21 protein-coding genes and 1 pseudogene are annotated in these 21,156 nt (G+C 73.5%); 15 read left to right on the top strand and 7 right to left on the bottom strand.

The genetic code is table 11. The annotated features are described in order from the left end of the window. Positions 1-81 precede the first annotated feature (81 nt). On the top strand, positions 82-837 hold the full coding sequence (locus AAC944_RS34850; protein WP_051871690.1) for a TetR/AcrR family transcriptional regulator: 756 nt from the start codon (positions 82-84) through the stop codon (positions 835-837). A 24-nt stretch (positions 838-861) separates the two neighbouring features. Here the strand turns inward: AAC944_RS34850 and AAC944_RS34845 are convergent, their stop codons facing one another. Then, a complete protein-coding gene (locus AAC944_RS34845) occupies positions 862-1,590 on the bottom strand; it encodes a hypothetical protein (RefSeq protein ID WP_030613608.1) in 729 nt (242 codons plus the stop codon). A gap of 35 nt (positions 1,591-1,625) precedes the next feature. On the opposite strand from AAC944_RS34845, the gene AAC944_RS34840 reads away from it, so the two are divergent. Next, positions 1,626-2,174: a cysteine hydrolase family protein gene (locus tag AAC944_RS34840; RefSeq protein ID WP_030613604.1), complete on the top strand. Its 549-nt coding sequence runs from the start codon at positions 1,626-1,628 to the stop codon at positions 2,172-2,174. 129 nt (positions 2,175-2,303) lie between these two features. Here the strand turns inward: AAC944_RS34840 and AAC944_RS34835 are convergent, their stop codons facing one another. Then, positions 2,304-3,320, bottom strand: a complete 1,017-nt coding sequence (locus AAC944_RS34835) for an SDR family oxidoreductase (RefSeq protein ID WP_037772040.1) — start codon at positions 3,318-3,320, stop codon at positions 2,304-2,306. Between the two features lie 159 nt (positions 3,321-3,479). On the opposite strand from AAC944_RS34835, the gene AAC944_RS34830 reads away from it, so the two are divergent. From AAC944_RS34830 to AAC944_RS34790, 9 genes and pseudogenes are all read left to right on the top strand, one after another. Then, positions 3,480-3,974 (top strand): SRPBCC family protein, encoded by a 495-nt coding sequence (locus AAC944_RS34830; RefSeq protein ID WP_030613599.1) that lies wholly within the window; start codon positions 3,480-3,482, stop codon positions 3,972-3,974. Between the two features lies 1 nt (position 3,975). Then, positions 3,976-5,588: pseudogene (locus tag AAC944_RS34825) on the top strand (phytoene desaturase family protein). A 157-nt stretch (positions 5,589-5,745) separates the two neighbouring features. Beyond that, entirely contained in the window at positions 5,746-6,918 is a 1,173-nt protein-coding gene (locus tag AAC944_RS34820; protein WP_078888520.1) for a Gfo/Idh/MocA family protein, read from the top strand. 7 nt (positions 6,919-6,925) lie between these two features. Further along, entirely contained in the window at positions 6,926-7,876 is a 951-nt protein-coding gene (locus AAC944_RS34815) for a DUF6807 domain-containing protein (protein ID WP_030613591.1), read from the top strand. 15 nt (positions 7,877-7,891) lie between these two features. After that, positions 7,892-8,638, top strand: a complete 747-nt coding sequence (locus tag AAC944_RS34810) for a cupin (RefSeq protein WP_030613589.1) — start codon at positions 7,892-7,894, stop codon at positions 8,636-8,638. A gap of 3 nt (positions 8,639-8,641) precedes the next feature. Continuing rightward, on the top strand, positions 8,642-9,919 hold the full coding sequence (locus tag AAC944_RS34805) for an ABC transporter substrate-binding protein (RefSeq protein ID WP_030613587.1): 1,278 nt from the start codon (positions 8,642-8,644) through the stop codon (positions 9,917-9,919). Positions 9,920-9,930: 11 nt separating this feature from the next. Beyond that, the gene (locus tag AAC944_RS34800; RefSeq protein ID WP_030613584.1) at positions 9,931-10,890 is read left to right on the top strand and encodes a carbohydrate ABC transporter permease; all 960 of its coding nucleotides are present in this window, start codon (positions 9,931-9,933) and stop codon (positions 10,888-10,890) included. Then, positions 10,890-11,747, top strand: a complete 858-nt coding sequence (locus AAC944_RS34795) for a carbohydrate ABC transporter permease (protein WP_030613582.1) — start codon at positions 10,890-10,892, stop codon at positions 11,745-11,747. Before AAC944_RS34800 ends, AAC944_RS34795 begins: the two co-directional genes overlap by 1 nt. Next, positions 11,744-12,349 (top strand): hypothetical protein, encoded by a 606-nt coding sequence (locus AAC944_RS34790; RefSeq protein WP_037772038.1) that lies wholly within the window; start codon positions 11,744-11,746, stop codon positions 12,347-12,349. Before AAC944_RS34795 ends, AAC944_RS34790 begins: the two co-directional genes overlap by 4 nt. An 18-nt stretch (positions 12,350-12,367) precedes the next feature. On the opposite strand, the gene AAC944_RS34785 is transcribed toward AAC944_RS34790, so the two are convergent. The 3 genes from AAC944_RS34785 to AAC944_RS34775 form a co-directional block, all read right to left on the bottom strand. Beyond that, positions 12,368-13,375, bottom strand: coding sequence for an aldo/keto reductase (locus tag AAC944_RS34785; protein WP_368396658.1), 1,008 nt, complete (start codon positions 13,373-13,375; stop codon positions 12,368-12,370). Then, a complete protein-coding gene (locus AAC944_RS34780; RefSeq protein WP_030613577.1) occupies positions 13,372-14,130 on the bottom strand; it encodes an SDR family NAD(P)-dependent oxidoreductase in 759 nt (252 codons plus the stop codon). Before AAC944_RS34780 ends, AAC944_RS34785 begins: the two co-directional genes overlap by 4 nt. Positions 14,131-14,249: 119 nt before the next feature. Then, positions 14,250-15,074: an amidohydrolase family protein gene (locus AAC944_RS34775; RefSeq protein ID WP_030613575.1), complete on the bottom strand. Its 825-nt coding sequence runs from the start codon at positions 15,072-15,074 to the stop codon at positions 14,250-14,252. A gap of 204 nt (positions 15,075-15,278) precedes the next feature. On the opposite strand from AAC944_RS34775, the gene AAC944_RS34770 reads away from it, so the two are divergent. The 4 genes from AAC944_RS34770 to AAC944_RS34755 are packed head-to-tail and all read left to right on the top strand — an operon-like array spanning position 15,279 to position 19,785. Next, on the top strand, positions 15,279-16,643 hold the full coding sequence (locus AAC944_RS34770; RefSeq protein WP_037772036.1) for a sugar porter family MFS transporter: 1,365 nt from the start codon (positions 15,279-15,281) through the stop codon (positions 16,641-16,643). Between the two features lie 46 nt (positions 16,644-16,689). Continuing rightward, positions 16,690-18,432 carry an alpha-L-fucosidase gene (locus tag AAC944_RS34765; protein WP_037772035.1) on the top strand — a complete coding sequence of 581 codons (1,743 nt, stop codon included), beginning with the start codon at positions 16,690-16,692 and terminating at the stop codon, positions 18,430-18,432. Between the two features lie 35 nt (positions 18,433-18,467). Further along, on the top strand, positions 18,468-18,998 hold the full coding sequence (locus AAC944_RS34760; RefSeq protein WP_030613568.1) for a cupin domain-containing protein: 531 nt from the start codon (positions 18,468-18,470) through the stop codon (positions 18,996-18,998). Next, the gene (locus AAC944_RS34755) at positions 18,991-19,785 is read left to right on the top strand and encodes an SDR family NAD(P)-dependent oxidoreductase (protein ID WP_107054131.1); all 795 of its coding nucleotides are present in this window, start codon (positions 18,991-18,993) and stop codon (positions 19,783-19,785) included. Before AAC944_RS34760 ends, AAC944_RS34755 begins: the two co-directional genes overlap by 8 nt. On the opposite strand, the gene AAC944_RS34750 is transcribed toward AAC944_RS34755, so the two are convergent. Then, the gene (locus AAC944_RS34750; RefSeq protein ID WP_051871689.1) at positions 19,763-20,728 is read right to left on the bottom strand and encodes a LysR family transcriptional regulator; all 966 of its coding nucleotides are present in this window, start codon (positions 20,726-20,728) and stop codon (positions 19,763-19,765) included. The genes AAC944_RS34755 and AAC944_RS34750 overlap by 23 nt on opposite strands. 91 nt (positions 20,729-20,819) lie before the next feature. After that, the gene (locus AAC944_RS34745; protein ID WP_196942969.1) at positions 20,820-21,056 is read right to left on the bottom strand and encodes a hypothetical protein; all 237 of its coding nucleotides are present in this window, start codon (positions 21,054-21,056) and stop codon (positions 20,820-20,822) included. Positions 21,057-21,156: the final 100 nt, after the last annotated feature.

Raw genomic sequence — 21,156 nt, 5'->3', positions numbered from 1 at the left:
CGTCGGACACAGTTCTTACTGTGTACCATGGACGCAATTACACGGGAAGCAGCGGGACGAGCCACGGGAGCGGGGACGCGCATGTCCGAGGGCACACACGGCGGCGACGGCGACGGCCGAGAAGCCCGGCACACCGCGACCGCGCGGCTGCTGTGGGCACCCCGGCCGCAGCCCGCGCGGGGGCCGCGGCCGACGCTGGACCTGCCGGGCATCGCGCGGGCCGGCGTCGCGGTCGCCGATGCCGAAGGCCTGGCCGCCGTGTCCATGCAACGGGTCGCCGCGCAGCTGGGCGTGACGAAGATGGCGCTCTACCGGTACGTGCCGGGCAAGGCCGAGCTGATCGCGCTGATGGTCGACGCGGCGCTCGCACCGCTGCCGGCCGAGGACGAGCCGCGCCCCGGCTGGCGGGGGCGGCTGACCGCCTGGGCGCACCACCTGCTCGACGGCTTCGGCCGGCATCCCTGGCTGCTGGAGGCGACGGTCGGACCGCGGGTGCTGGGCCCGGCGGAACTGGCCTGGACGGAACGGGCGGTCGCCGCGCTGGACGGCACACCGCTCACCGGTGCCGAACGCTTGGACGCCGCCGTCCTGCTGACGGGCCACGTCCGCACCCTCGCCCAACAAGGCCGCGCCGCGGGCCCGGAGGGCAACGCCGAAGCACAACTGCACGCCCTGCTGGGCGGCATACTCCGCGACCACGCCGCACGCTTCCCCGCGGTGACCGCCGCCTTCAGCGCCGCGGCGGCCGAACCGGCCACGGCCCAGGACCAGGCCTGGGAATTCGGCCTCCACCGCATCTTGGACGGCCTGGAGAAACTGATCGCGGAACGGTCGTGAGGGAACGCGGGGCGGCCGCGGGGTTCAGCCGACCCCGTCGCCGGGTGCCACCGGGTGCGCCTCCAGCCCCGGAGCGGCCAGCAGCTCGGCGATCAACGCCCGGGACCCGCCGACGTAGGTGCTGACCAGGTCCACATCGCCGCCCAGGCACCAGGCGCGGTCCTGCGGCCACCACAGGTCGGGCAGCTCGTCGAACGCGTCGCACGACACCGGTGAGACGGCATCGGCGAGCGTCCCCGAGAGCAGCACCTCCCGCCTGCCCGGCGTCTCGAAGCAACGGACCCGGCTGAAGTCCCGCCGCCCGTACCCCTCCCACAAACCGAACCAGCACCGCTCCGGGGTCTCGGTGTGCCGGGCGAGTATCGGGATCAGGGTCCGGGCCACGTCCGGTGGGGTCGGGCCCTCTGCCGGATGCTCGTCCCAGACATCGGGCAGGCCGTACTCGGAGGCGTTCTGGTAGAAGGGCTCCGCCCCGATCAGCTCGTGCCACTTCGTGCCCGGCGCCACCTCGCGCCCGTAGGCGGCAGCCACCGCCGCCCACCGCACCGGCCGTTCGTACAGCGACGCCGGATGCAGCACCCTGGCGTAGCCGGCGAATCCAGGTGCGGCGACGCCCGCCACCGTCCCGAAGTCGCCGTGGCCCGGGGCACGCTCGGTGAGCCAGCGGGCCGGCCCGAGGTCAGCGGCCTGCACGCGCAGGCGTCCGTACCGTTCGGGAGCAGGTGTCCGGAGCGACGGGCGGAAGTCATTCATCCCGCACAGTCTGCCCGAGCCGCTACCGTGGGCGCATGCCGCACGCCTCCGCGCTCCTCGTCATCGACATGCAGAACGCCCTGATGCCCCTCGCGTACCGGGCCGCCGAAACCGTCGCCACGATCGCGGGGCTCCGCGAGCGGGCCAGGGCCGCGGGCGTACCGGTCGTGACGGTCCAGCACCAGGGCGGCGGGATGGAGGCGGGCACCGAGGGATGGCGCATCGTGCCTGAACTCGCGTTCGGTGCCGACGATTCGGTGGTCCATAAGAACAGTGCTGACGGGTTCCTCGACACCGATCTCGACAAGACACTGCGCGCGCTGGGCGCCACCGAGGTGGTCGTCACCGGATTCGCGACCGAGATCTGCGTGGACACCACGGCACGGCAGGCGCTGAGCCACCGCTACGACCTGGTGCTGGTCGCGGACGGGCACACCACGTCCGAACGGCCTGCCACCACCGGCGCGTTCGCCGCGTCGGCACAGTCGATCGCGCACCACAACGAGATCTTCCGGCACCTGGACTTCCCCGGGCGGCGCATCCGGGTGCTGCCCGCGTCCGAAGTCGACTTCGCCGCGCCGTAGGCAGCAACCGGTCACCGCGGGCCTGGCGACAGCGACGAACGACAAGCGGTGAGCGGTGACCGGTGACGGTGATGATTCGCCTGACTCAGCCGGAACTGCTTCTCTTCCGGACCCACGCGCGCCGTCATCTCATCGCCCGCAGCCCCGTGCGCGGTCGCACGGTGACTGCCGGCCGCACACCGCCCTCGCCACCGCGTATCCCACGCCCGCGGCCAGCGTTGCCGTCAAAAGGCGGCGGCCCGCGGTGCGGCGGGCGCCGGACCAGCCGCCGTGGACGGCGCCGCCGGGCAGCGGGTGGGGGACGGTGCCCGCGGTGTCGGGGGCCGGGTCGGTGCGGGAGAGGTGGGCGCGGTTCATCTGGTAGGCCAGGGCCTTCTCCGTCAGGCGGGGGAAGAGCTTGGTCTGGCAGGCCAGGACTGCGGCGGCGGGGCCGACGTAGGCCTCGCGGCGGGGGGAGCGGGCCAGGCGGAGGATGGTGCGGGCCGCCCGTTCGGGGGTGTAGACCGGGGCCATCGGAAGGACCTTGCGGCCGGAGTAGTTGGCGGCGCTCCGGAAGAACGGCGTGTCCATGGTGGCGGGCAGCACCGTGCAGACGTGGACGTCCCGGTGGCCCTCCAGCCACAGTTCCTGGCGGAGACTGGCGCTCAGCGACCGGACGGCGGCCTTCGCCAGCGCGTACGGCGCGTTGTAGGGGACCGGGGAGACGCCGACGACGGAGGAGACGTTGATCAGGGTGCCGCTGCCCTGCCGGCGCATCGCGGTGAGCGCGGCGCGGGCCCCGTACACGTAACCCATCACATCGGTGTCGATCACCTTGCGGCAGACGTCCGCCGGGATCTCGTCGAGCGCGCCGAAGGCGGCGACGGCGGCGTTGTTGAGCCAGACGTCGATCCGGCCGAAGGCGGCGACGGCCTCTTCGGCCAGCCGGTCCACGGCGGCGGCGTCGGTCACGTCGGTGGGGACGGGGAGGGCGCGGCCCTTGCCGTGCTCGCGGCACCGGCGGGCGACCTCGTTCAGTTCCTCGGCGCGCCGGGCGGCCAGCACGACGTGCCAGCCGCGGGCGGCGAACGCCTCGGCGCTCGCCCGGCCGACGCCGCTGGACGCCCCGGTGATCACCACGACGCCGCCCTCACCCTGGGCCACCATGGCCGCCTCCTCCATACGTACGGCCGCGGACCGAGCCGCGGTGGTTGTCGGGGCCATCAAGTACCCGGATGGTCATAATGCACACATAACGGGGCACCCGTCAGCGTGAGCAGCGAGCTGTCACCGCCGGCCCCGCCGGCTGATCCGGATGGAGTACCCATGGCCGTACGGCACCAGCTCATCGCCCGGAAGCCGCCCGCCGTGTGGGCGGTGCTGTCGGACTGCCGCCGTTACGGCGAATGGGTCGTCGGCCCCTCCGACTCCGAAGCGCTGGACGGCAGCTGGCCGGAGGTCGGCGCGGCCATCCGCTACAAGCTCCGGCTGGGCCTCCTGGAGCTGGACGGGCAGACGGTCGTGCGGCGGCACGAGCCACCCCGGGCGCTGGAGCTGGAGGCGCTCTGCGACCCGTTCGGCTCGGCCCGGATCGCGCTGGACATCCGCCCCTGGGGTGAGGAGACGCTGGTCATCGTCGACGAGCACCCGCTGCGCGGCTTCGGCGGGCTGGTGCACAACTTCGCCCTGGACGCACTGCTGCAGCTGCGCCACCGCAACATGCTCAAGCGGCTGGCGAAGGTGGTCGAGGACCTGCCGCCGGATGCCGACTCCGGGGATGCCGGGCTCGGTCCGGGCTCCGAGTGCCCGGCGGGGCGGTGACATGACCGACGCGGTGGTGATCGGGGCGGGGCCCAACGGGCTGGTGGCCGCCAATCTTCTCGCCGACGCGGGGTGGAGCGTCACGGTGCTGGAGGCGCAGCCGGAGCCCGGCGGCGCCGTCCGCAGCGACCACGGCGTCCATCCCGAGTACGTCAGCGACGTCTTCAGCGCGTTCTACCCGCTCGCGGCGGCCTCGCCGATCGTGCGCGGACTGGAGCTGCAGCGGGACGGCCTGCGCTGGAGCCATGCCCCGCACGTCCTCGCGCATCCGCTGCCCGACGGGCGGTGCGCCGTCCTCGACCGGAACCGGGCGGTGACCGCGGACGGCCTGGAGGACTTCGGGACCGGGGACGGCGAGGCGTGGGTGCACCTATGCCGCATCTGGGACCGGCTGGGCCAGGACATCATGCACGCGCTGTTCACGCCGTTCCCGCCGGTACGCGCCACGGCCCGGCTGGCGGTCCGGCTGCGCGGCGCGGGCGGGCTGCGGCTGGCCCGCAGTCTGGTGCTGCCGGTACGCCGACTGGGTGAGGAGGAGTTCCGGGGCGAGGGGGGCGGCTGCTGCTGGCGGGCAACGCGCTCCACGCGGACCTGGCCCCGGAGGCGGCGGGCAGCGGCGGGTACGGCTGGCTGCTGACGATGCTGGGCCAGGCGGTCGGCTTCCCGGTGCCGGTCGGCGGGGCGGGCGCGCTGACGGAGGCGCTGGTGAGACGGCTGGCCAGGCGGGGCGTCACCGTACGGTGCGGGGAGCCGGTGACCGAGGTCGTGGTGCGCGGCGGCCGGGCGGTGGGGGTCCGGACGGCGGGCGGCGACCGGGTCCGTGCGGACCGGGCGGTACTGGCGGACGTGCCCGCGCCGGTCCTCTACCGCGAACTGGTCGGCGCGGGACACCTCCCGGCGCGGATCTTCGACGATCTGCGCCGTTTCCAGTGGGACTTCGGTACGTTCAAGGTCGACTGGGCGCTGGACGGCCGGGTGCCGTGGTCGGCACCGGAGGCCGCGCGGGCCGGCACGGTCCATGTGGCGGACGATGTGGACGCGCTGACCCGGTTCGCCGCGCAGCTCGCCATGGGGTTGGTGCCGGACCGGCCGTTCGCGCTGCTGGGGCAGATGACGACGGCGGACGCCAGCCGCTCACCGGCCGGTACGGAGTCGGCGTGGGCGTACACGCACGTACCGCAGACGGTGAAGGGTGACGCCGGTCCTGACGGTCTGACGGGCAGTTGGGACGCGGGCGAGCGGGAGAAGCTGGCCGACCGCATCGAGGAGCAGGTGGAGCGGTTCGCACCGGGTTTCCGCGGCCGGATCCGGGCCCGCCGCATCCTCGCCCCGCCCACGCTCCAGGCGGCGGACGCCAATCTGCACGGCGGTGCGATCAACGGCGGTACGGCCAGCATGCACCAGCAGCTGTTCTTCCGGCCGCTGCCCGGGACCGGCCGCCCGGAGACCCCGGTACCCGGCCTCTACCTGGCCTCCGCCTCGGCGCACCCCGGCGGCGGCGTCCACGGCGCCCCCGGCGCGAACGCGGCCCGCGCCGCCCTCCGCGCGGGCGGCCGCGCCCGCGTACTGGCCACCGCGCAGAGCGCCTTGTCCCGGCGGGGCCGCGGGGGGTGAGAAGGGGCGTACGTAACGGCGTCCCGGATGCCGTGCCGGATACCGGACGCCGTTCGTGCTGGAGAACTCCGTTGCTGCAGGGGTCTTGTCCCGGCGCGCGGGCGGGCCTAGTGTCGCCAGCCGGTAAGCGCTTTCTATCCGAGGGAGCTCTCACGGCATGCCCGTTGCGGAACCGGCCTCCGAGCCGTCACCCACCGGCACCACCCCCTCCTTTCCCGTCCGTGCCGCGGTCGTCGGCACCGGCGGCATCGTCACCGGGAGCCATCTGCCCGCACTGCGCGCGCTGCACGGCCGCGTACGGCTGGTGGCCGCCGTCGACACCGATCCGGCGCGGCTCGCCGCCTTCCGCGACCAGGCGGGCGACGACGTGAACGGCTACGGCGGCCTCGACGAGATGCTCGCCGCCGAACGCCCGGGGCTCGTCCTCCTCGGCACCCCGCCCGCCCTGCACGCCGGACAGACCCGGGCCGCGCTGCGGGCCGGTGCCTGGGTGCTGTGCGAGAAGCCGCTGTGCCTGTCGCTCGCCGAGTACGACGCGATCGCGGCGGCGGAGGGGGCCGAGGAGGACGGCCCCGGGGGCCCGTACGCCTCCGTCGTCTTCCAGCACCGGTACGGGTCGGGCGCGGTGCACGCGCGCGAGCTGCTGCGCTCCGGGGAGCTGGGGCGGCCGCTGGTCGCGCACTGCCAGACCACCTGGTACCGGGACCGGGCGTACTACTCCGTTCCCTGGCGCGGCCGGTGGGCCACCGAGGGCGGCGGACCGACCATGGGCCACGGCATCCACCAGATGGACCTGCTGCTGCACCTGCTGGGCGACTGGGCCGAGGTACGTGCGATGGCGGGCCGGCTGGTGCACGACGTGGAGAGCGAGGACGTCTCCACGGCGCTGGTCCGCTTCGCCGACGGGACGATGGCGACGGTGGTGAACAGCGTGCTCAGCCCCGACGAGGTGAGCCGCATCCGTATCGACTGCGCCGACGCCACGGTGGAGCTGACGCACCTGTACGGGCACTCCAACGACGACTGGGCGTACACCGCGGCACCACACGCCCGCGAGGACGCGCAGCGCACCACCCACTGGCGCACCCCCGCCGCCGACGTGCCCAGCTCGCACGCCGCGCAGCTCGAAGGGTTCCTCGACGCCATGGAGAAGGGCGTACGCCCGCCCGGCAGTGGCACCGAGGCCCGCCGCACGCTGGAATTCCTCGCCGCGCTCTACAAGTCGGCGTTCACCGGGCGGCCGGTGCGCGCGGGCGAGATCGGCCCGGACGACCCGTACTACCACGCCATGCACGGCAACCACCCCGACTGGGCACCGAAGGAGCAGTGACCGCAGCATGAGCGCAGTACCGAGCACCACGACGACACCGCTCACCGTCACCCACACCCACGGCGAGCGCGTCCGGGTGGCCGCCGGTGGGACCGAGCTGTTGTCCTACGTCTACGCCCCGGACCCGGAGGCCTTCGAGTCCCGCAAGCCGTACGTACACCCGCTGCGTACCCTTTCCGGTCGGCTGGTCAGCGGCTACCGGCCGCACGACCACCGCTGGCACAAGGGCCTGCAGATGACCGCCAGCCATCTCTCCGGGCAGAACTTCTGGGGCGGCAACTCCTACGTCCACGGCCAGGGTTACCTGCCGCTGCACGAGCGCGTCGGGTCGATGCGGCACGACGGCTTCGACTCCTTCGAGGCGGACGCGGACCGGCTGACCTTCGGCGAGTCGCTGACCTGGGTGGAGAACGGGGGTGCCGAGTGGGCGCGGGAGCGGCGTACGGTCGCGGTGCACTCGGCCGACGCCGAGGCGGGCGCGTACGCGATCGACTGGTCGATCCACCTCACCAACATCCGTGACGAGGCACTGCACTTCGGGTCGCCGACGACGGCGGGCCGGGAGATGGCGGGCTACACCGGGCTGCACTGGCGGGGGCCGCGCGACTTCACGGGCGGGCAGGTGCTCACCCCGGCCGGGCCCAGCACGGACGAGGAGACGATGGGTACGCCCGCGGCCGAGCAGCCGTGGATCGCCTTCGTCGGCACGCACGACGACGTGGACGCGCAGTCCACGCTGGTCTTCGCGCACGCGCCGGAGAACGCGGACGCGGTGCACGCCTCGCACTGGTTCGTCCGTTCCGAGCCGACGCCGACGGTGGCGTTCTCCTGGGCGTTCTTCGAGGAGTTCGCGCTGGAGCCGGGCGAGTCCTTCGCGTACCGGTACCGGGTGCTGGTGGCCGACGGCGCGTGGGACCCGCACCGCATCGAGGGCCGTCTGAAGTCGCTGGCCTGGTGAGGGAGGGAGCCGGTCATGGTCATGGACGCACCGCTGCCGGGCGGCATCGGTCTGTCGCACATCGGCGCCTATGAGTGGGAGGCCGCCGACGGCGTGTGCGGGGGCAGCCCGCATCTGCACCTCGCCTGCACGGAGGCGTACGTCGTCACCGGCGGCCGGGGCGCCGTCCAGACGCTGAGCGTCGCGGACGGCTACCGGGAGACGCCGCTGGAGCCCGGTGTCCTCGCGTGGTTCACACCGGGGACGGTGCACCGCATGGTCAACGAGGACGGGCTGCGGGTGACGGTCCTGATGCAGAACGGCGGGCTGCCGGAGGCGGGGGACGCGGTCTTCACCTTCCCTGCCGAGGTGCTGGCCGACGCCGAGACGTACGCCGCGGCCGCCGCGCTGCCCGCGAAGGAGGGGCCCGCGGCGGAGGCGGCGGCCCGGAAGCGGCGGGACCTCGCCGTCGAGGGGTACCGGACGCTGCGTACGGCCCTGGCGGACGGTGACGACGGGCCGCTGCGCGCCTTCCACGAGGCGGCGGCCCGGCTCGTCGCGCCGAAGATCGCGGACTGGCGGGCCCGGTGGCGCGAAGGGGCGCTGGCCGCGGCCGAGCGCACCGGGACGCAGCTCGACGCCCTCGCGAAGGGGGACGCGGCGCACCTGGCTGACGGCGGGGTGCGGGCCGCGGGCCCGACCCGGCGCGGCGGCTACGGCATGTGCGGCCGCCGCGACGAGTACGAACTGCCCGGCACGACGCTCCCCTACTACGGGGAGTGAGCCGTGCGGCGTCCCAGAACTCTCGCGGCCGTTGCGCTCGCCCTCTGTCTGGCCCTCGCGGGCTGCGGCGGCGGTGGTGGTTCCGCCACCGCCGCCGGCGGCAAGGTCACGCTCCGCTTCACCTGGTGGGGCAACGCGGACCGGGCAGCCCGTACCGAGAAGGCCGTCGCCGCCTTCGAGAAGGCGCACCCCGACATCGACATCCAGACGTCCTACTCCACCTACGAGTCCTACAAGCAGAAGCTCGCCACCCAGGCGGCGGGCGGCGACGTGCCCGACCTGATCCAGCTGGACTACCGGCAGATCAGCCAGTACGCGGGCTCCGAGGTGCTGCTGGACCTCGGCACCCAGCGCAAGACCCTGCCCACGAAGGAGATGGATTCCGGGCTGCTGAAGACCGGGCAGGTGGACGGTGTGCAGTACGCGCTGCCGATGGGCGTCGGCACCCAGGCCATGGCGTACGACAAGGAGGCCTGGAAGAAGGCCGGGCTGCACACCCCGAAGGCGGGCTGGACCTGGGACGACTGGGCGGAGGCGCTGCGGAGGCTGAAGGCCGCCGGGTACGAGCGGCCCATGACGGACCCCGGTTCGATGGAGGACTGGTTCGAGGTCTGGCTGCGCGGGCAGGGCAAACGGCTGTACGGCACCGACGGGCAGGCCGCTTTCCGTGCGGCGGACCTGGCGCGCTTCTGGTCCTTCACCTCGAAGCTGCGCAAGGAGGGGCTGGTCAGCAGGGCCGAGGACACCACGCAGATGGCGGGCTCGGTCGAGGACTCCCCGATGGGACGCAAGCGGGCGGTCGCCGAGTTCAACTGGGACGCGCCGTCCGCCGGTTACGAGGCGCTGTACGGGGACCGGCTGGCGCTCGCGCCGATGCCCGCGGGCCCGGACGGCACCCCCGGCCAGTACTACAAGCCGTCGATGCTCCTCGGGATCGCGGCGGACAGCGCGCATCCGCGCGAGGCGGCCCGCTTCATCGACTTCCTGCTCAACTCCGACCAGGCCGCCGACATCCTCGGCGTGGACCGCGGCACCCCGGTCAACGGCCGCCAGCGGACCCGCGTCCTGCCGGCGGTCACCGGCTTCCAGCAGCAGGTCGCCGGGCTCCAGGAGTCCCTGCAGGGCAAGCTGAAGGACCCGCCGGCCGCGCCGCCGCGCGGCGACAACGGCCTGCAGTCGACCTTCCAGCGCGACTACGACCAGGTGTCCTTCGAGCAGGCGGCACCCCGGGAGGTCGCCGAGGACTTCCTGACCGAGGCACGGACGGAGCTGAGGCCGTGAGCACGCGAGCGATGGACCGGGCCGCGGTCCCACTCCCCCGGCAGCGCACGGCCCCCACCGGGCAGGCGCGGAAACGGCGGCCGAAGCGGGAACGGGAGGGCGCCGCCTGGGTGTTCCTCTCCCCCTGGGTACTGGGCGCCGCCGTCCTCACCCTCCTCCCCATGGCGGTCTCCCTCTACCTCTCCTTCACCGACTACGACCTCTTCGACCCGCCGTCCTGGGTGGGCCTGCGCAACTACACGCAGATGTTCACCGAGGACCCGCGGCTGCTCCGCTCGGTCCTGAACACCCTGCTGTACGTCGTGGTGGCCGTACCGCTGCAACTCGCGCTGGCGCTGGCGGTGGCGGTCGCACTGAAGTCGATGAAACGCGGCAAGGGCTTCTACCGGTCGGCGTTCTACGCCCCGTCGCTGCTCGGCGCGTCCATGAGCATCGCGCTGGTGTGGCGGGCGCTCTTCAACGACGGCGGCACCGTCGACAACCTCCTCGGCTCCCTCGGCATCCACACCGGCGGCTGGGTCAACCGGCCCGGCTGGGCGCTGCTGTCCGTGGCGCTGCTGACGGTGTGGCAGTTCGGCGCGCCCATGGTCATCTTCCTGGCCGGGCTGCAGCAGATACCGAAGGAGCTGTACGAGGCGGCGTCGGTGGACGGCGCGGGCCGGTGGCGGCAGTTCCTCTCGATCACCCTGCCGATGCTGTCCCCGGTGCTCTTCTTCAACCTGGTGCTGCAGACCATCCAGGCGTTCCAGGTGTTCACCCCGGCGTTCGCGGTGAGCGGCGGCCGGGGCGGCCCCGCCGACTCGACCCTCTTCTACACGCTCTACCTCTACGACCGCGGCTTCACCGCCTCGCACATGGGCTACGCCTCCGCGATGGCGTGGGTGCTGCTGATCGCCATCGCAATCGTCACCGCGGTGCTCTTCCGCACCTCGCGCTCCTGGGTCTTCTACGCGAACGAGGAGGGCCGCTGATGACCTTCGCGCCTGCCGTTGTGCGCGCCAACCGGCCGCGCATCGCGCTCCACATCGCCTGTCTCCTCGTCCTGCTCGTGATGCTCTACCCGCTGGGCTGGCTGGTCGCGACGTCCTTCAAACCGGCCGACGAGGTGCTCGCCAGCCTCGCGCTGCTGCCGTCCCGGCTGGCCACCGAGAACTACACGACGGCCGCGGCCGGCATCCAGGGCGTGAGCCTGCTGAAGCTCTTCGGCAACTCGCTGACCATCTCGATCGGTGCCGTGCTGGGCAACGTCCTCAGCTGCTCGCTCGCCGCGTACGCCTTCGCGCGGCTGCGGTTCCGGATGCGCGGGCCGCTGTTCGCCTTCATGATCGCCACGATCATGCTGCCGCACCACGCGGTGCTCATCCCGCAGTACATCGTCTTCAACCAGCTCGGCATGGTGAACACCTTCTGGCCGATGGTGCTGCCGAAGTTCCTGGCCACGGACGCGTTCTTCGTCTTCCTCATCGTGCAGTTCATGCGGGGGCTGCCGCGCGAGCTGGAGGAGGCGGCGAAGATCGACGGCTGCGGTCCGTTCCGTACGTTCGCCCGGGTGGTGCTGCCGCTCACCCGGCCCGCGCTGATCACCACCGCGATCTTCACCTTCATCTGGGCCTGGAACGACTTCTTCACCCAGCTCATCTACCTCTTCGAGCCGGGCAAGTACACGCTCACGCTCGCGCTGCGCACCTTCGTGGACACCTCCAGCCAGTCCGCTTACGGCCCGATGTTCGCGATGTCGGTCTTCGCGCTGCTCCCGATCGTGCTGTTCTTCCTCGCCTTCCAGCGGTTCCTGGTGGAAGGCATGGCCAACTCGGGGGTCAAGGGATGAGCGTCCCGACGGACACGGTGTCCGGGCGGCGGGAGCCCGGCGAGCTGTTCGGCCCGCGCTTCGAGCTGTTCGCCGACGTCCTCGCGCTCGGGCTCTGCACGGCGGTGGCCTGTCTGCCACTGGTGACCGTACCGGCCGCGCTGGCCACGGCCTGCACGCTGCTGCGGCGGCGCCAGCGGTACGCCGAACCGTGCACGGCGGGGCGCTACGTCCGCGCCCTGCGCGCCCGGCGGTGGCGCGCCGACCTGACCGCCGGCGGGCTGCTCCTCGCCTTCGGCGCGCTGTTCGCGGCGGACGCGGCGCTGGCCGCCGCGGGGCTGCCGGGGGCCGTACCGTTCGCGCTGTTCCTGGCGGCCGTGGGCACGGCACTGGCGGTGGCCGGGCTGCGCGCCAGCGCGCGGGAGGAGGCGGCCGCCGACTGGCGCGCGGCGCTACGGGCCGCCGCCCTGCGCACCGTGCGCGACCTGCCCGGTTCCGCCCTGGTCCTGCTCGCGCTGGCGACGGCCGCCGTCTGTGCCTGGGTGCTGCCGCCGCTCCTCTTCCTGGTCCCGGGGCCGCTGGCGGCGGCGCTGACGGCGGTGGAGCGCCGGTCGGGCGGCTGAGCCGCGTGCCCCGCGCCGTCAGGGCACCGGTACGTGTTCCGGCAGCAGGCCCGCGGCCCGTAGTTCCGCCCACAAGGCGGACGGTACCGGGCGGCGCAGCAGGTCAGCGGCGTCGGCGGCCTCGGCCGGAGAGCGGGCGCCGACGAGGACGCTCGCGACGGCCGGGTGGCCGAAGGGGAAGCGCAGGGCCGCGGCCCGCAGCGGTACGCCGTGCCGTTCGGTGACGGCCTTCAGGCACAGGGCGCGGTCCAGTACGGGGCGGGCCGCGGGCGCGTAGTCGTAGGTCGCGCCGGGGCGCGGGTCGGCGAGCAGGCCCGAGTTGAAGACGCCGCCGATGACGACGCTCCGGCCGCGTGCCGCCGCTTCCGGGAGCACCGCGTCCAGGCCCGAGTGGTCGAGCAGGGTGTAGCGGCCCGCGAGCAGTACCGCGTCGACGTCGGTGTCGCGGAGGAAGCGGGTGAGCATGGCGGTCTGGTTCATGCCCGCGCCGATCGCCCCCACGACGCCCTCGGCGCGGAGCCGTTCCAGCGCCGGGTAGCCTTCCCCGAACGCCTGCTCCGCGTGCTCGTCGGGGTCGTGCAGATAGGCGATGTCGATCCGGTCCAGGCCGAGCCGGCACAGACTCTCCTCGATGCTGCGCCGGACGCCGTCCGCACTGAAGTCCCAGACGCGGTGGTGCGTGGCGGGCACGGCGAACCCGTTGCCGAGGTCGTCACCGTCCGCGCTGCCGGGGCGCAGCAGCCTGCCGACCTTGGTGGAGAGCACGTACTCCGCGCGCGGCCGGCCGCGCAGCGCGGCACCGAGCCGTCGCTCGGAGAGGCCGAGTCCGTAGTGCGGGGCGGTGTCGAAGGCGCGGATGCCGGCCTCCCAGGCGGCGTCCACGGTGGCGGCGGCCTGGTCGGGACCGACGGCGGTGTAGAGGTTGCCGAGGGGCGCCGCGCCGAAGGACAGCGCGGTGACGGGGACGCCGCTGCGGCCGAGGGGGCGGCGGTGTTCCGGTGGCACCTCCCCCGGTCGGCCGGTCACCGCTGTGCTTCCGGGCGCAGCCGCAGGCCCGCCATGCCGCCGTCGACGGCGAGCGCTGTACCGGTGACGGATGCGGCGGCGGGTGACGCCAGGTAGGCGATGGCGGCGGCGACTTCCTCGGCGGTGACCAGGCGGCCCATGGGCTGGCGGGCGTTGAGCGCGGCGCGTTCGGCCTCCGGGTCGTCGGCCGCGTCCAGCAGCCGCCCGACCCACGGGGTGTCGGCGGTGCCGGGGTTGACGCAGTTGACGCGGATGCCCTCGCGGACGTGGTCGGCGGCCATGGCGAGGGTGAGTGAGAGCACGGCGCCCTTGGAGGCCGAGTACAGGGCACGCTGCGGCAGGCCCGCGGTGGCGGCGATGGAGCAGGTGTTGACGATCGCGGCGTGCGCCGACTCCCGGAGGTACGGGAGGGCCGCACGGCTGGTGCGGACGATCCCGAGCACGTTGACGTCCAGGACGCGGTGCCACTCGGCGTCGGTGTGGTCCTCGACCGTGCCGGCGGCGCCGATGCCGGCGTTGTTGACCAGGATGTCGAGGCCGCCCAGGTCGCTCGCCGCCGCCCGGACGGCCTCGCGTACCGAGTCGTCGTCGCTGACGTCGGCGCGATGGCCGGTCAGCGGTTCCCCGATCTTGTCGGGGGTGAGGTCCAGTACGGCCACGCGGGCGCCGCGCGCGGCGAGCAGCTGGGCGGTGGCCAGGCCGATGCCCGAGGCACCGCCGGTGACCAGTGCCGAGAGGCCGCTCATGTCGTTCATGCCTGCTGCTCCTTGGGGTCGTCGGGTGTGCTGTGGTGCGTGCCGCGCGGTCGGGATACATCGGATGTCTAGGTCCGGCGACGTGAACATACGGCCCCGCCGAGCCGCCACACAAGAGGTCATCCGGGGTGCAGGCCGTACACGCGCCGGGCGGTGCCGCCGAGTACGGCCTCGCGTTCGGTGGTGGTGCAGCCGGCGAGGAGCTCGTCGGTGAGGGCGCGGACCGCGGCGTAGCCGCCGGCGAGTTCGCACACCGGCCAGTCCGAGCCGAACAGCACCCGGTCGGCGCCGAAGGCCGCGAGTACGTGGTCGGCGTACGGCCGCAGCTGCTCCGCCGTCCAGGTGTGCCACGGCGCCTCGGTGACCAGTCCGGACAGCTTGCACACGGTGTTCGGGCAGGCCGCGGCCTCGGTGATCCAGGCGGCCCAGGGGTCCCACTCCCCCGCCGCGATGCCCGGCTTCCCGGCGTGGTCGAGCACGAACCGCACCTCGTCCAGCCCGCGCACGCACTCCAGCGCGGCCTGCCGCTGCGGCGCCCGTACCAGGACGTCGTAGGCCAGGCCGCGGGCGCCGAGGGCGGCGAGCGAGCGCCGGACGTCGGCGCGTACCAGCCAGCGCGGGTCGGGCTCGTCCTCGGCCTGGTGCCGCACGCCGACCAGCAACGGGTCCTCGGGCAGCGGGAGTTCGGGTGCGGTGAGGTCGGCCCAGCCGACGACGCCCGCGATCAGGCCGTCCGACGCGCGTGCCGTGGCGAGGAAGGCGGCGGTCTCCTCGGCGGTGGCCACGGTCTGCACGAGGACGGTGGCGGTCACGCCGTGCGCCGTCGTCTCCTTCCGGAGGTCGTCCAGGGCGTAGGGGCGGTGGATCGGCGCGTGGGCTGTCGGGTCCAGCCAGGGATAGGCACGTACGGCCGGATCCCAGAGGTGGTGGTGCGCGTCGATCACTGCTTCCTCCCGGAACGGGCCGGTGCCACGTGCCTCGTGCGGCCGGTGAACTCGTCCTGCGGTACGGGGATACCGGATACCTCCGGGGAGCCCGGATGACAATAGGTCGGACCTCTTGACGATGGATGGGGTGCACACCATTGTCGCCCTCGGACCCGGCCCGTCCGTGTCCTTCCCGTCGGCCGCCACTCTCGGAGGTCACCCGTGGCACAGGTCCAGTCCCCCACCGGAGCCGCCCCGCAGGGCGGCGAGAAGGTGCCCCGGCGGGTGCACCGGATCGCCGTGCTCGGCGGCCTCTCCGGCCTCCTGTACGGCTACGACTCCGGGGCCATGTCCGGGGCGCTGCAGCCGCTGACCGACCGCTTCGGCCTGGACGCCACCGGCCAGGGCCTGGTCACCAGCCTCCTGTTGCTCGGCGCGCTGCCCGCCATCGTCGGCGGCTCGCTCGCGGCCCGCCGCTTCGACCGCCGCCATCTGCTGGTCCTGGCGGGCGTCATCTTCGTCGCCGGCTCGGTCGCCTGCGGCCTGGCGCCCGACGCCGGGACGCTGATGGCCGCGCGGTTCGTGCTCGGCTTCGCCGTCGGCCTGGCCAACATGTTCGGCCTGATCTACCTCAGCGAACTGGCGCCCAAGCACCTGCGCGGCCGGATCACCGCGCTCTACCAGCTCGCCGTCAACGTCGGCATCCTCCTCGCCTACGCGGTCGGTGACGCCCTGTCGGCGGCCGCCGCGTGGGAGTGGATGCTCGGCCTGGGCGCGGTGCCCGCCGTGGTCTTCCTCGTCGGGATGGTCCTCAGCCCGGCCGGCCCGCGCTGGCTGATGACGCACGGGCGGGAGGCGGAGGCCCGCGGCGTGCTGCGGCGGCTGCGCGCGACGCCGGAGAGCGCGGAGGCCGAGGTCACCGAGATCCGCGAGAGCCTGGCTCAGCAGCACGCCGGGCTCCGGGAACTGGCCGGTACCTACCGCCCCGCGCTGCGCATCACCCTGATCCTGACCTTCTTCCAGGTCTTCACCGGCATCAACGCGGTCGTCTACTACGCGCCCGTCATCTTCTCCCACCTCACCGACGGCAACGGCGCCCAGGCGGGGACGATCGCCAACTACGGCGTCGGCGCCGCGCTGGTCCTCTCCACCGCGGCGTCGCTGCCCTTCATCGAACGCCTGGGCAGGGTGAAGCTGCTGACCGTCTCACTGGCGGCGCAGGTGCCTCCCATGGTGGCGCTCGCCCTCTTCCCCGACGTGTCCGTCCTCGCCGTCGTCTGCGTCTTCGTCTACACCTTCGCGTTCGGGTCCGGGCTCGGGCCGGTGTTCTGGCTGTACTGCCCCGAGGTGCTGCCGCTGCGCGCCCGCGCGCTCGGCATGGGTGTGATCACCTTCACCCAGTACCTGCTCAACTTCGCCTTCGCGCTGACCTTCCCCGACGTGCTGAAGGCCATCGGCAGCACCGTCTTCGGCATCTTCGCCGTGCTGTCCGCGCTCGCCACGTGGTACGTCGCCCGGCGCGTCCCCGAGACCGCGGGGCGTTCCCTGGAGGAGATCGAGCAGTACTGGCAGCGCCGCCCGGCCTGAACCGCTCGCGCACGTCCGTCCACCACACCCCCCACGGAGGACCACGATGAGCCCGTCCCGGAGAACGATCCTCGCCATGGGCGCCGCGCTGCCCGCCTCCGCGTTCCTCTCCCGGGCCGCGGTGGCGGCCGGCACCACGGGCACCGCCGCGGCCGGCGGCAGCACGCCCGCGCCGGTCATTCCCGTCTCGCCCGGTGACAGCGCCGAACAGATCCTCGCCAAGGCAGCACACGTCGTCCCCACACCCCACCAGCTCGCCTGGCAGCGCCACGAGCTGACCGTCTTCACGCACTACGGCATGAACACCTTCACGGACCGCGAGTGGGGTTCGGGGTGCGAGGACCCGGCGTGGTTCGCACCGGAGCGGGTGGACGTGGCGCAGTGGATGCGCGCGTACCGCGCGGCGGGGGCGCAGCTCGTGATGCTCACCGCCAAGCACCACGACGGCTTCGTCCTCTACCCGACGCGCTACACCCGGCACTCCGTCGCGGCGAGCCCCTGGCGGGGCGACATCCTCGGCGCGTACGTCCGCGAGGCACGCGCCGCCGGGCTGAAGGTCGGCGTCTACCTCTCCCCCGCCGACGGCGCCGAGCTGCCGCACGCCTGGCACGCCGGCTGGGTGACGAAGATCCGCGCCAAACAGCAGGCCGGCGAGCCGCTCAGCATCGAGGAGCAGGCCACCCTGGAGGACGGCGACCGCAGCCCGAGCGGGCACGGCCGGTACGGCAACGGCAGCGCCCGCACCCCACGCACCCTCCCCACCCTCGTCGACGGCGACGACCGTGCCCGGGCCGTCGCCAGGGGCGAGCTGCCGACGTTCGACGTCACGGTCGACGACTACGCCGCGTACTACCTCAACCAGGTCTACGAACTCTTCACCCAGTACGGCCCGATCGACGAACTCTGGCTGGACGGTGCCAACCCGTGGGCCGACGCCGGTATCAGCCAGGAGTACGACTTCGCCACCTTCTACGAGATCATCGGGAAGCTCTCCCCGGAGACCGTGGTCTTCAAGGCACCGTGCGGCATCCGCTGGATCGGCAACGAGCAGGGCGTCGCCCGCGAGTCGGAGTGGAGCGTACTGCCCGTCACCGGCGACGGCATCCGCATGCAGATACCCGGCGGTGAGTCCGGCGACGACCTCGGCTCCCGCGAACGGCTCACCGGCAATCCGGACGTGACGTCGCTGCGGTGGTCCCCCGGCGAGGCGGACGTCTCGCTCCGTCCCGGCTGGTACCACCACCCCGAGCAGCGCCCCAAGACCGCGAGCCAGCTGGTCTCGCTGTACGAGAAGTCCGTCGGACGCAACGCCGTCCTGCTGCTCAACGTGCCGCCCGCCAAGGACGGCCGGGTGGACGCCGCCGACGTCACCGCGCTGACGTCCTTCCGCCGCGCGCTGGACCGTACGTACGGCACCAACCTGCTCGCCGGGGCGCGCGGCCGGACCGCCGCCGCGCTCACCGACCCCGGCCTCACCTCGGGCTGGTCGCCGGCCGGCGGCGCGGTCACCGGCTCGCTGGAACTGACGCTGCCGCAGGCCGCCGCGTTCGACCGCGTCCGGCTGGGCGAGGACATCACCCGGGGGCAGCGCGTCGAGGAGTGCGCCGTCGACGTGTGGGGCGGCACGGGCTGGCGGGAGGCGGCGGCTGCCACCACGATCGGGTACAGCCGCATTCTTGTCCTGTCCTCGCCGGTGACGGCCCGGCGCATACGGGTACGCATCACGGCGGCGCGGGCCACGCCACGGCTGGCGTTCCTGGGCCTCTACCGGAGCGGCGGGACGGACTGACGGCCCGTCGGCCGACGACGAGACGGAGGGCCGGGATGGACGGGACGACGCCTGCCGAGCTGGCCGAGCGGTACGGTCTGCGGCCACTGCCCACCGAGGGCGGACTGTTCCGCCGTACGTGGGCGGGGCCCCCGGACGCCACCGGGCGTCCGGCCGGCACGGCCATCATGGTGCTGCTCACCACGGCGGACGACGGCTTCTCCGCGATGCACCGGCTGCCCCTCGACGAGGTCTGGCACTGCTACCGGGGCGACCCCGCCGAGCTGCTGCTCCTCGGCCCCGACGGCGCCGATCAGGTGGTGCGGCTCGGCGGGGACGGCGGCGAGGTGCAGACCGTGGTGCCCGCGGGTACATGGATGGGCGCCCGGGTGATCCCGGGCGGGCGCTGGTCGCTGTGCGGTACGACGATGGCGCCCGGTTTCCTGCCCAGCGATTACGAAGGCGGCGACGTGGACGTCCTCACCAGGCAGTACCCCCGGCAGGCGGACCGGATCCGGGCCCTGTGCCGGCCCGGCGCCCCGCTGCGGATGCCGGACGGCACGCGGGATGCGGCCGACGATGCCTGAGGCAGAGGCAGAGGCAGAGACGGAGGCGACGGGGGCGGGCTGTCTGGCCGGGCGGGTCGCCCTGGTCACCGGGGCCGGCGGGCTGATCGGCGGCGGGATCGCCCGGCGGCTCGCGCGGGCCGGCGCGGCCGTGGTGGCCCACTTCCACCGGAGCGCGCGGCAGGCCGAGGAGCTGGTCGAGGAGATCACCGGAGCGGGCGGCAGCGCCCTCGCCGTACCGGCCGACCTGACGCGGGAGGAGGAGTGCCACCGGCTGGTCGGCGCGGCGGCCTCCTGGCGCGGGCGGCTGGACGTCCTGGTCAACAACGCCGGGATCCAGCCGGTGCAGCCACTCGCGGAGCTGACGGCGGCCGACTGGCGGCGGGTCTCCGAGGCCGACATGACAAGCGCGTTCTGCTGCACCCAGGCCGCGGTGGCGGCGATGACGCGGGGCGGCTCGGTCGTCCACATCGCCTCGATCGAGGGGTCCCGGCCCGCGCCGGGCCATGCGCACTACAGCGCGGCGAAGGCCGCCCTGATCATGTTCGCCCGCTCGGCCGCGCTGGAGTACGGTCCGCTCGGCATCCGTGTGAACACCGTCTCGCCCGGTCTGATCGACCGTCCGGGTCTCGCCGCCGACTGGCCCGAGGGCGTCGACCGGTGGACCCGCGCGGCACCGCTCACGCGGCTGGGCCGTCCTGAGGACATCGGCGACGCCTGCGTGTTCCTCGCCTCGGACGCGGCCTCCTGGATCAGCGGCACCGATCTGGTCGTGGACGGCGGCGTCAGTGCCCGTCCGACGTGGTGACGCCCTCCTTGGCCGCCCCGTCCTCCTCCGGCTCGTCGAGGTCGCAGCCGTGATCGCAGATCAGGTCGACGACGGAGCTCAGCAGTTCGGATGTGTTGTCCGAGCGCCAGACCAGGTGGAAGCGGTGTTCGGGGCCCGGTTCGGCCAGCGGCAGTACGGCGACGCCGGGGCAGGCCACGTTGGCGGGGTCGGAGACGTCGGCGGGGTGGGCGTGCACCAGCCCCGATGCCGTGCCGGCCGCCACCAGTGAGAGCAGCTGCTCCTGTTCGCGCAGCCGGTGGTGCTGCCACACCGGGGCGACTCCGTGGTCGGCGAAGAAGCGTACGGTCGCGTCGTGCACGCCGGGCGCGGTGTCCCGCTCGTTGATCAGGAAGGGCATGCCTTCGAAGGCACCGAGCGGCACGGGGACCTGCTTGGTGAGCGGGCCGGGTGCGGGGACCGCCACGTGGTCGTCGCGGTACCTGCCGACGATCAGGGACGACGTGCCCTGCGGCGGCAGCGGGTCGCGGACCAGGGCCAGGCCGAGGTCGCCCCGTACGACCGCGTCCAGGGCCTGGAGGCTCCACATCGGGACGGCCACCACGGCCACGTCGGCCCGTTCCCGCGCCACCTTGCCGATCAGCGCGTCGACGAGCCGGGCCGCGCCCGGTGCGCAGCCGACGCGCAGCTCGCCCAGGCGGGCGGCGCGCAGGTCCCGCGCGGTGTCCGTGACGTCGGCCGCCGCGGCGAGGGCGCGGCGGGCGGCGGGCAGCAGCTCGGCGCCCGCTGCGGCGAGCGTGACCCGGCCGCTCGTCCGGTCGAACAGTACGAGGCCCAGTTCACGCTCCAGGTCCCGGATCCGCCGGCGTACGGCGGCGGGTGCCACATGCAGCCGGGCCGCCGCGCGGCCGTAGTGCAAGTCCTCGGCCACCAGGGCGAAATACCGCAGATCGCACAGTTCCACGTGCCGCTCCTCACCTCGTCGGGCCAACGGGTACCCGCGCCGGTCCGGTGTGCACCGGACCGGCCGCGGCAGAGCTGACTGGAAGCGCTGATCAGTCGTCGTCCTCGTCGTCCCACTCACCGGTCTGGACGAGCGAGGCGTGCGTGCCCGCGCCGGTGCTCTGCGCGCCGTGGTGGCTCGACGTCGCGTTCTGGTAGCCGGAGTCGGTGGACGCGATCTTGCTGTTCAGGAATTCGTCGCTGTCCGCGGCGGCGGTGCCACCGGCCATCAGCACGAGAGCAGCGACCGGGCCGACGACAGCGGTCACGCGCTTCACAGTGCGGTTCATCTTCGATGCCTCCATTGGATTCCACGGAGAGGCGACTCCTTCCGCCGCCTCGCGATCGATGAGTAACCGCACGTATTCAGTTGCACACCTTGCGTCACCT

The sequence above is a fragment of the Streptomyces sclerotialus genome (genome assembly GCF_040907265.1).
GTDB lineage: Bacteria > Actinomycetota > Actinomycetes > Streptomycetales > Streptomycetaceae > Streptomyces > Streptomyces sclerotialus.
This window is presented reverse-complemented; position numbering and strand designations above follow the sequence as displayed.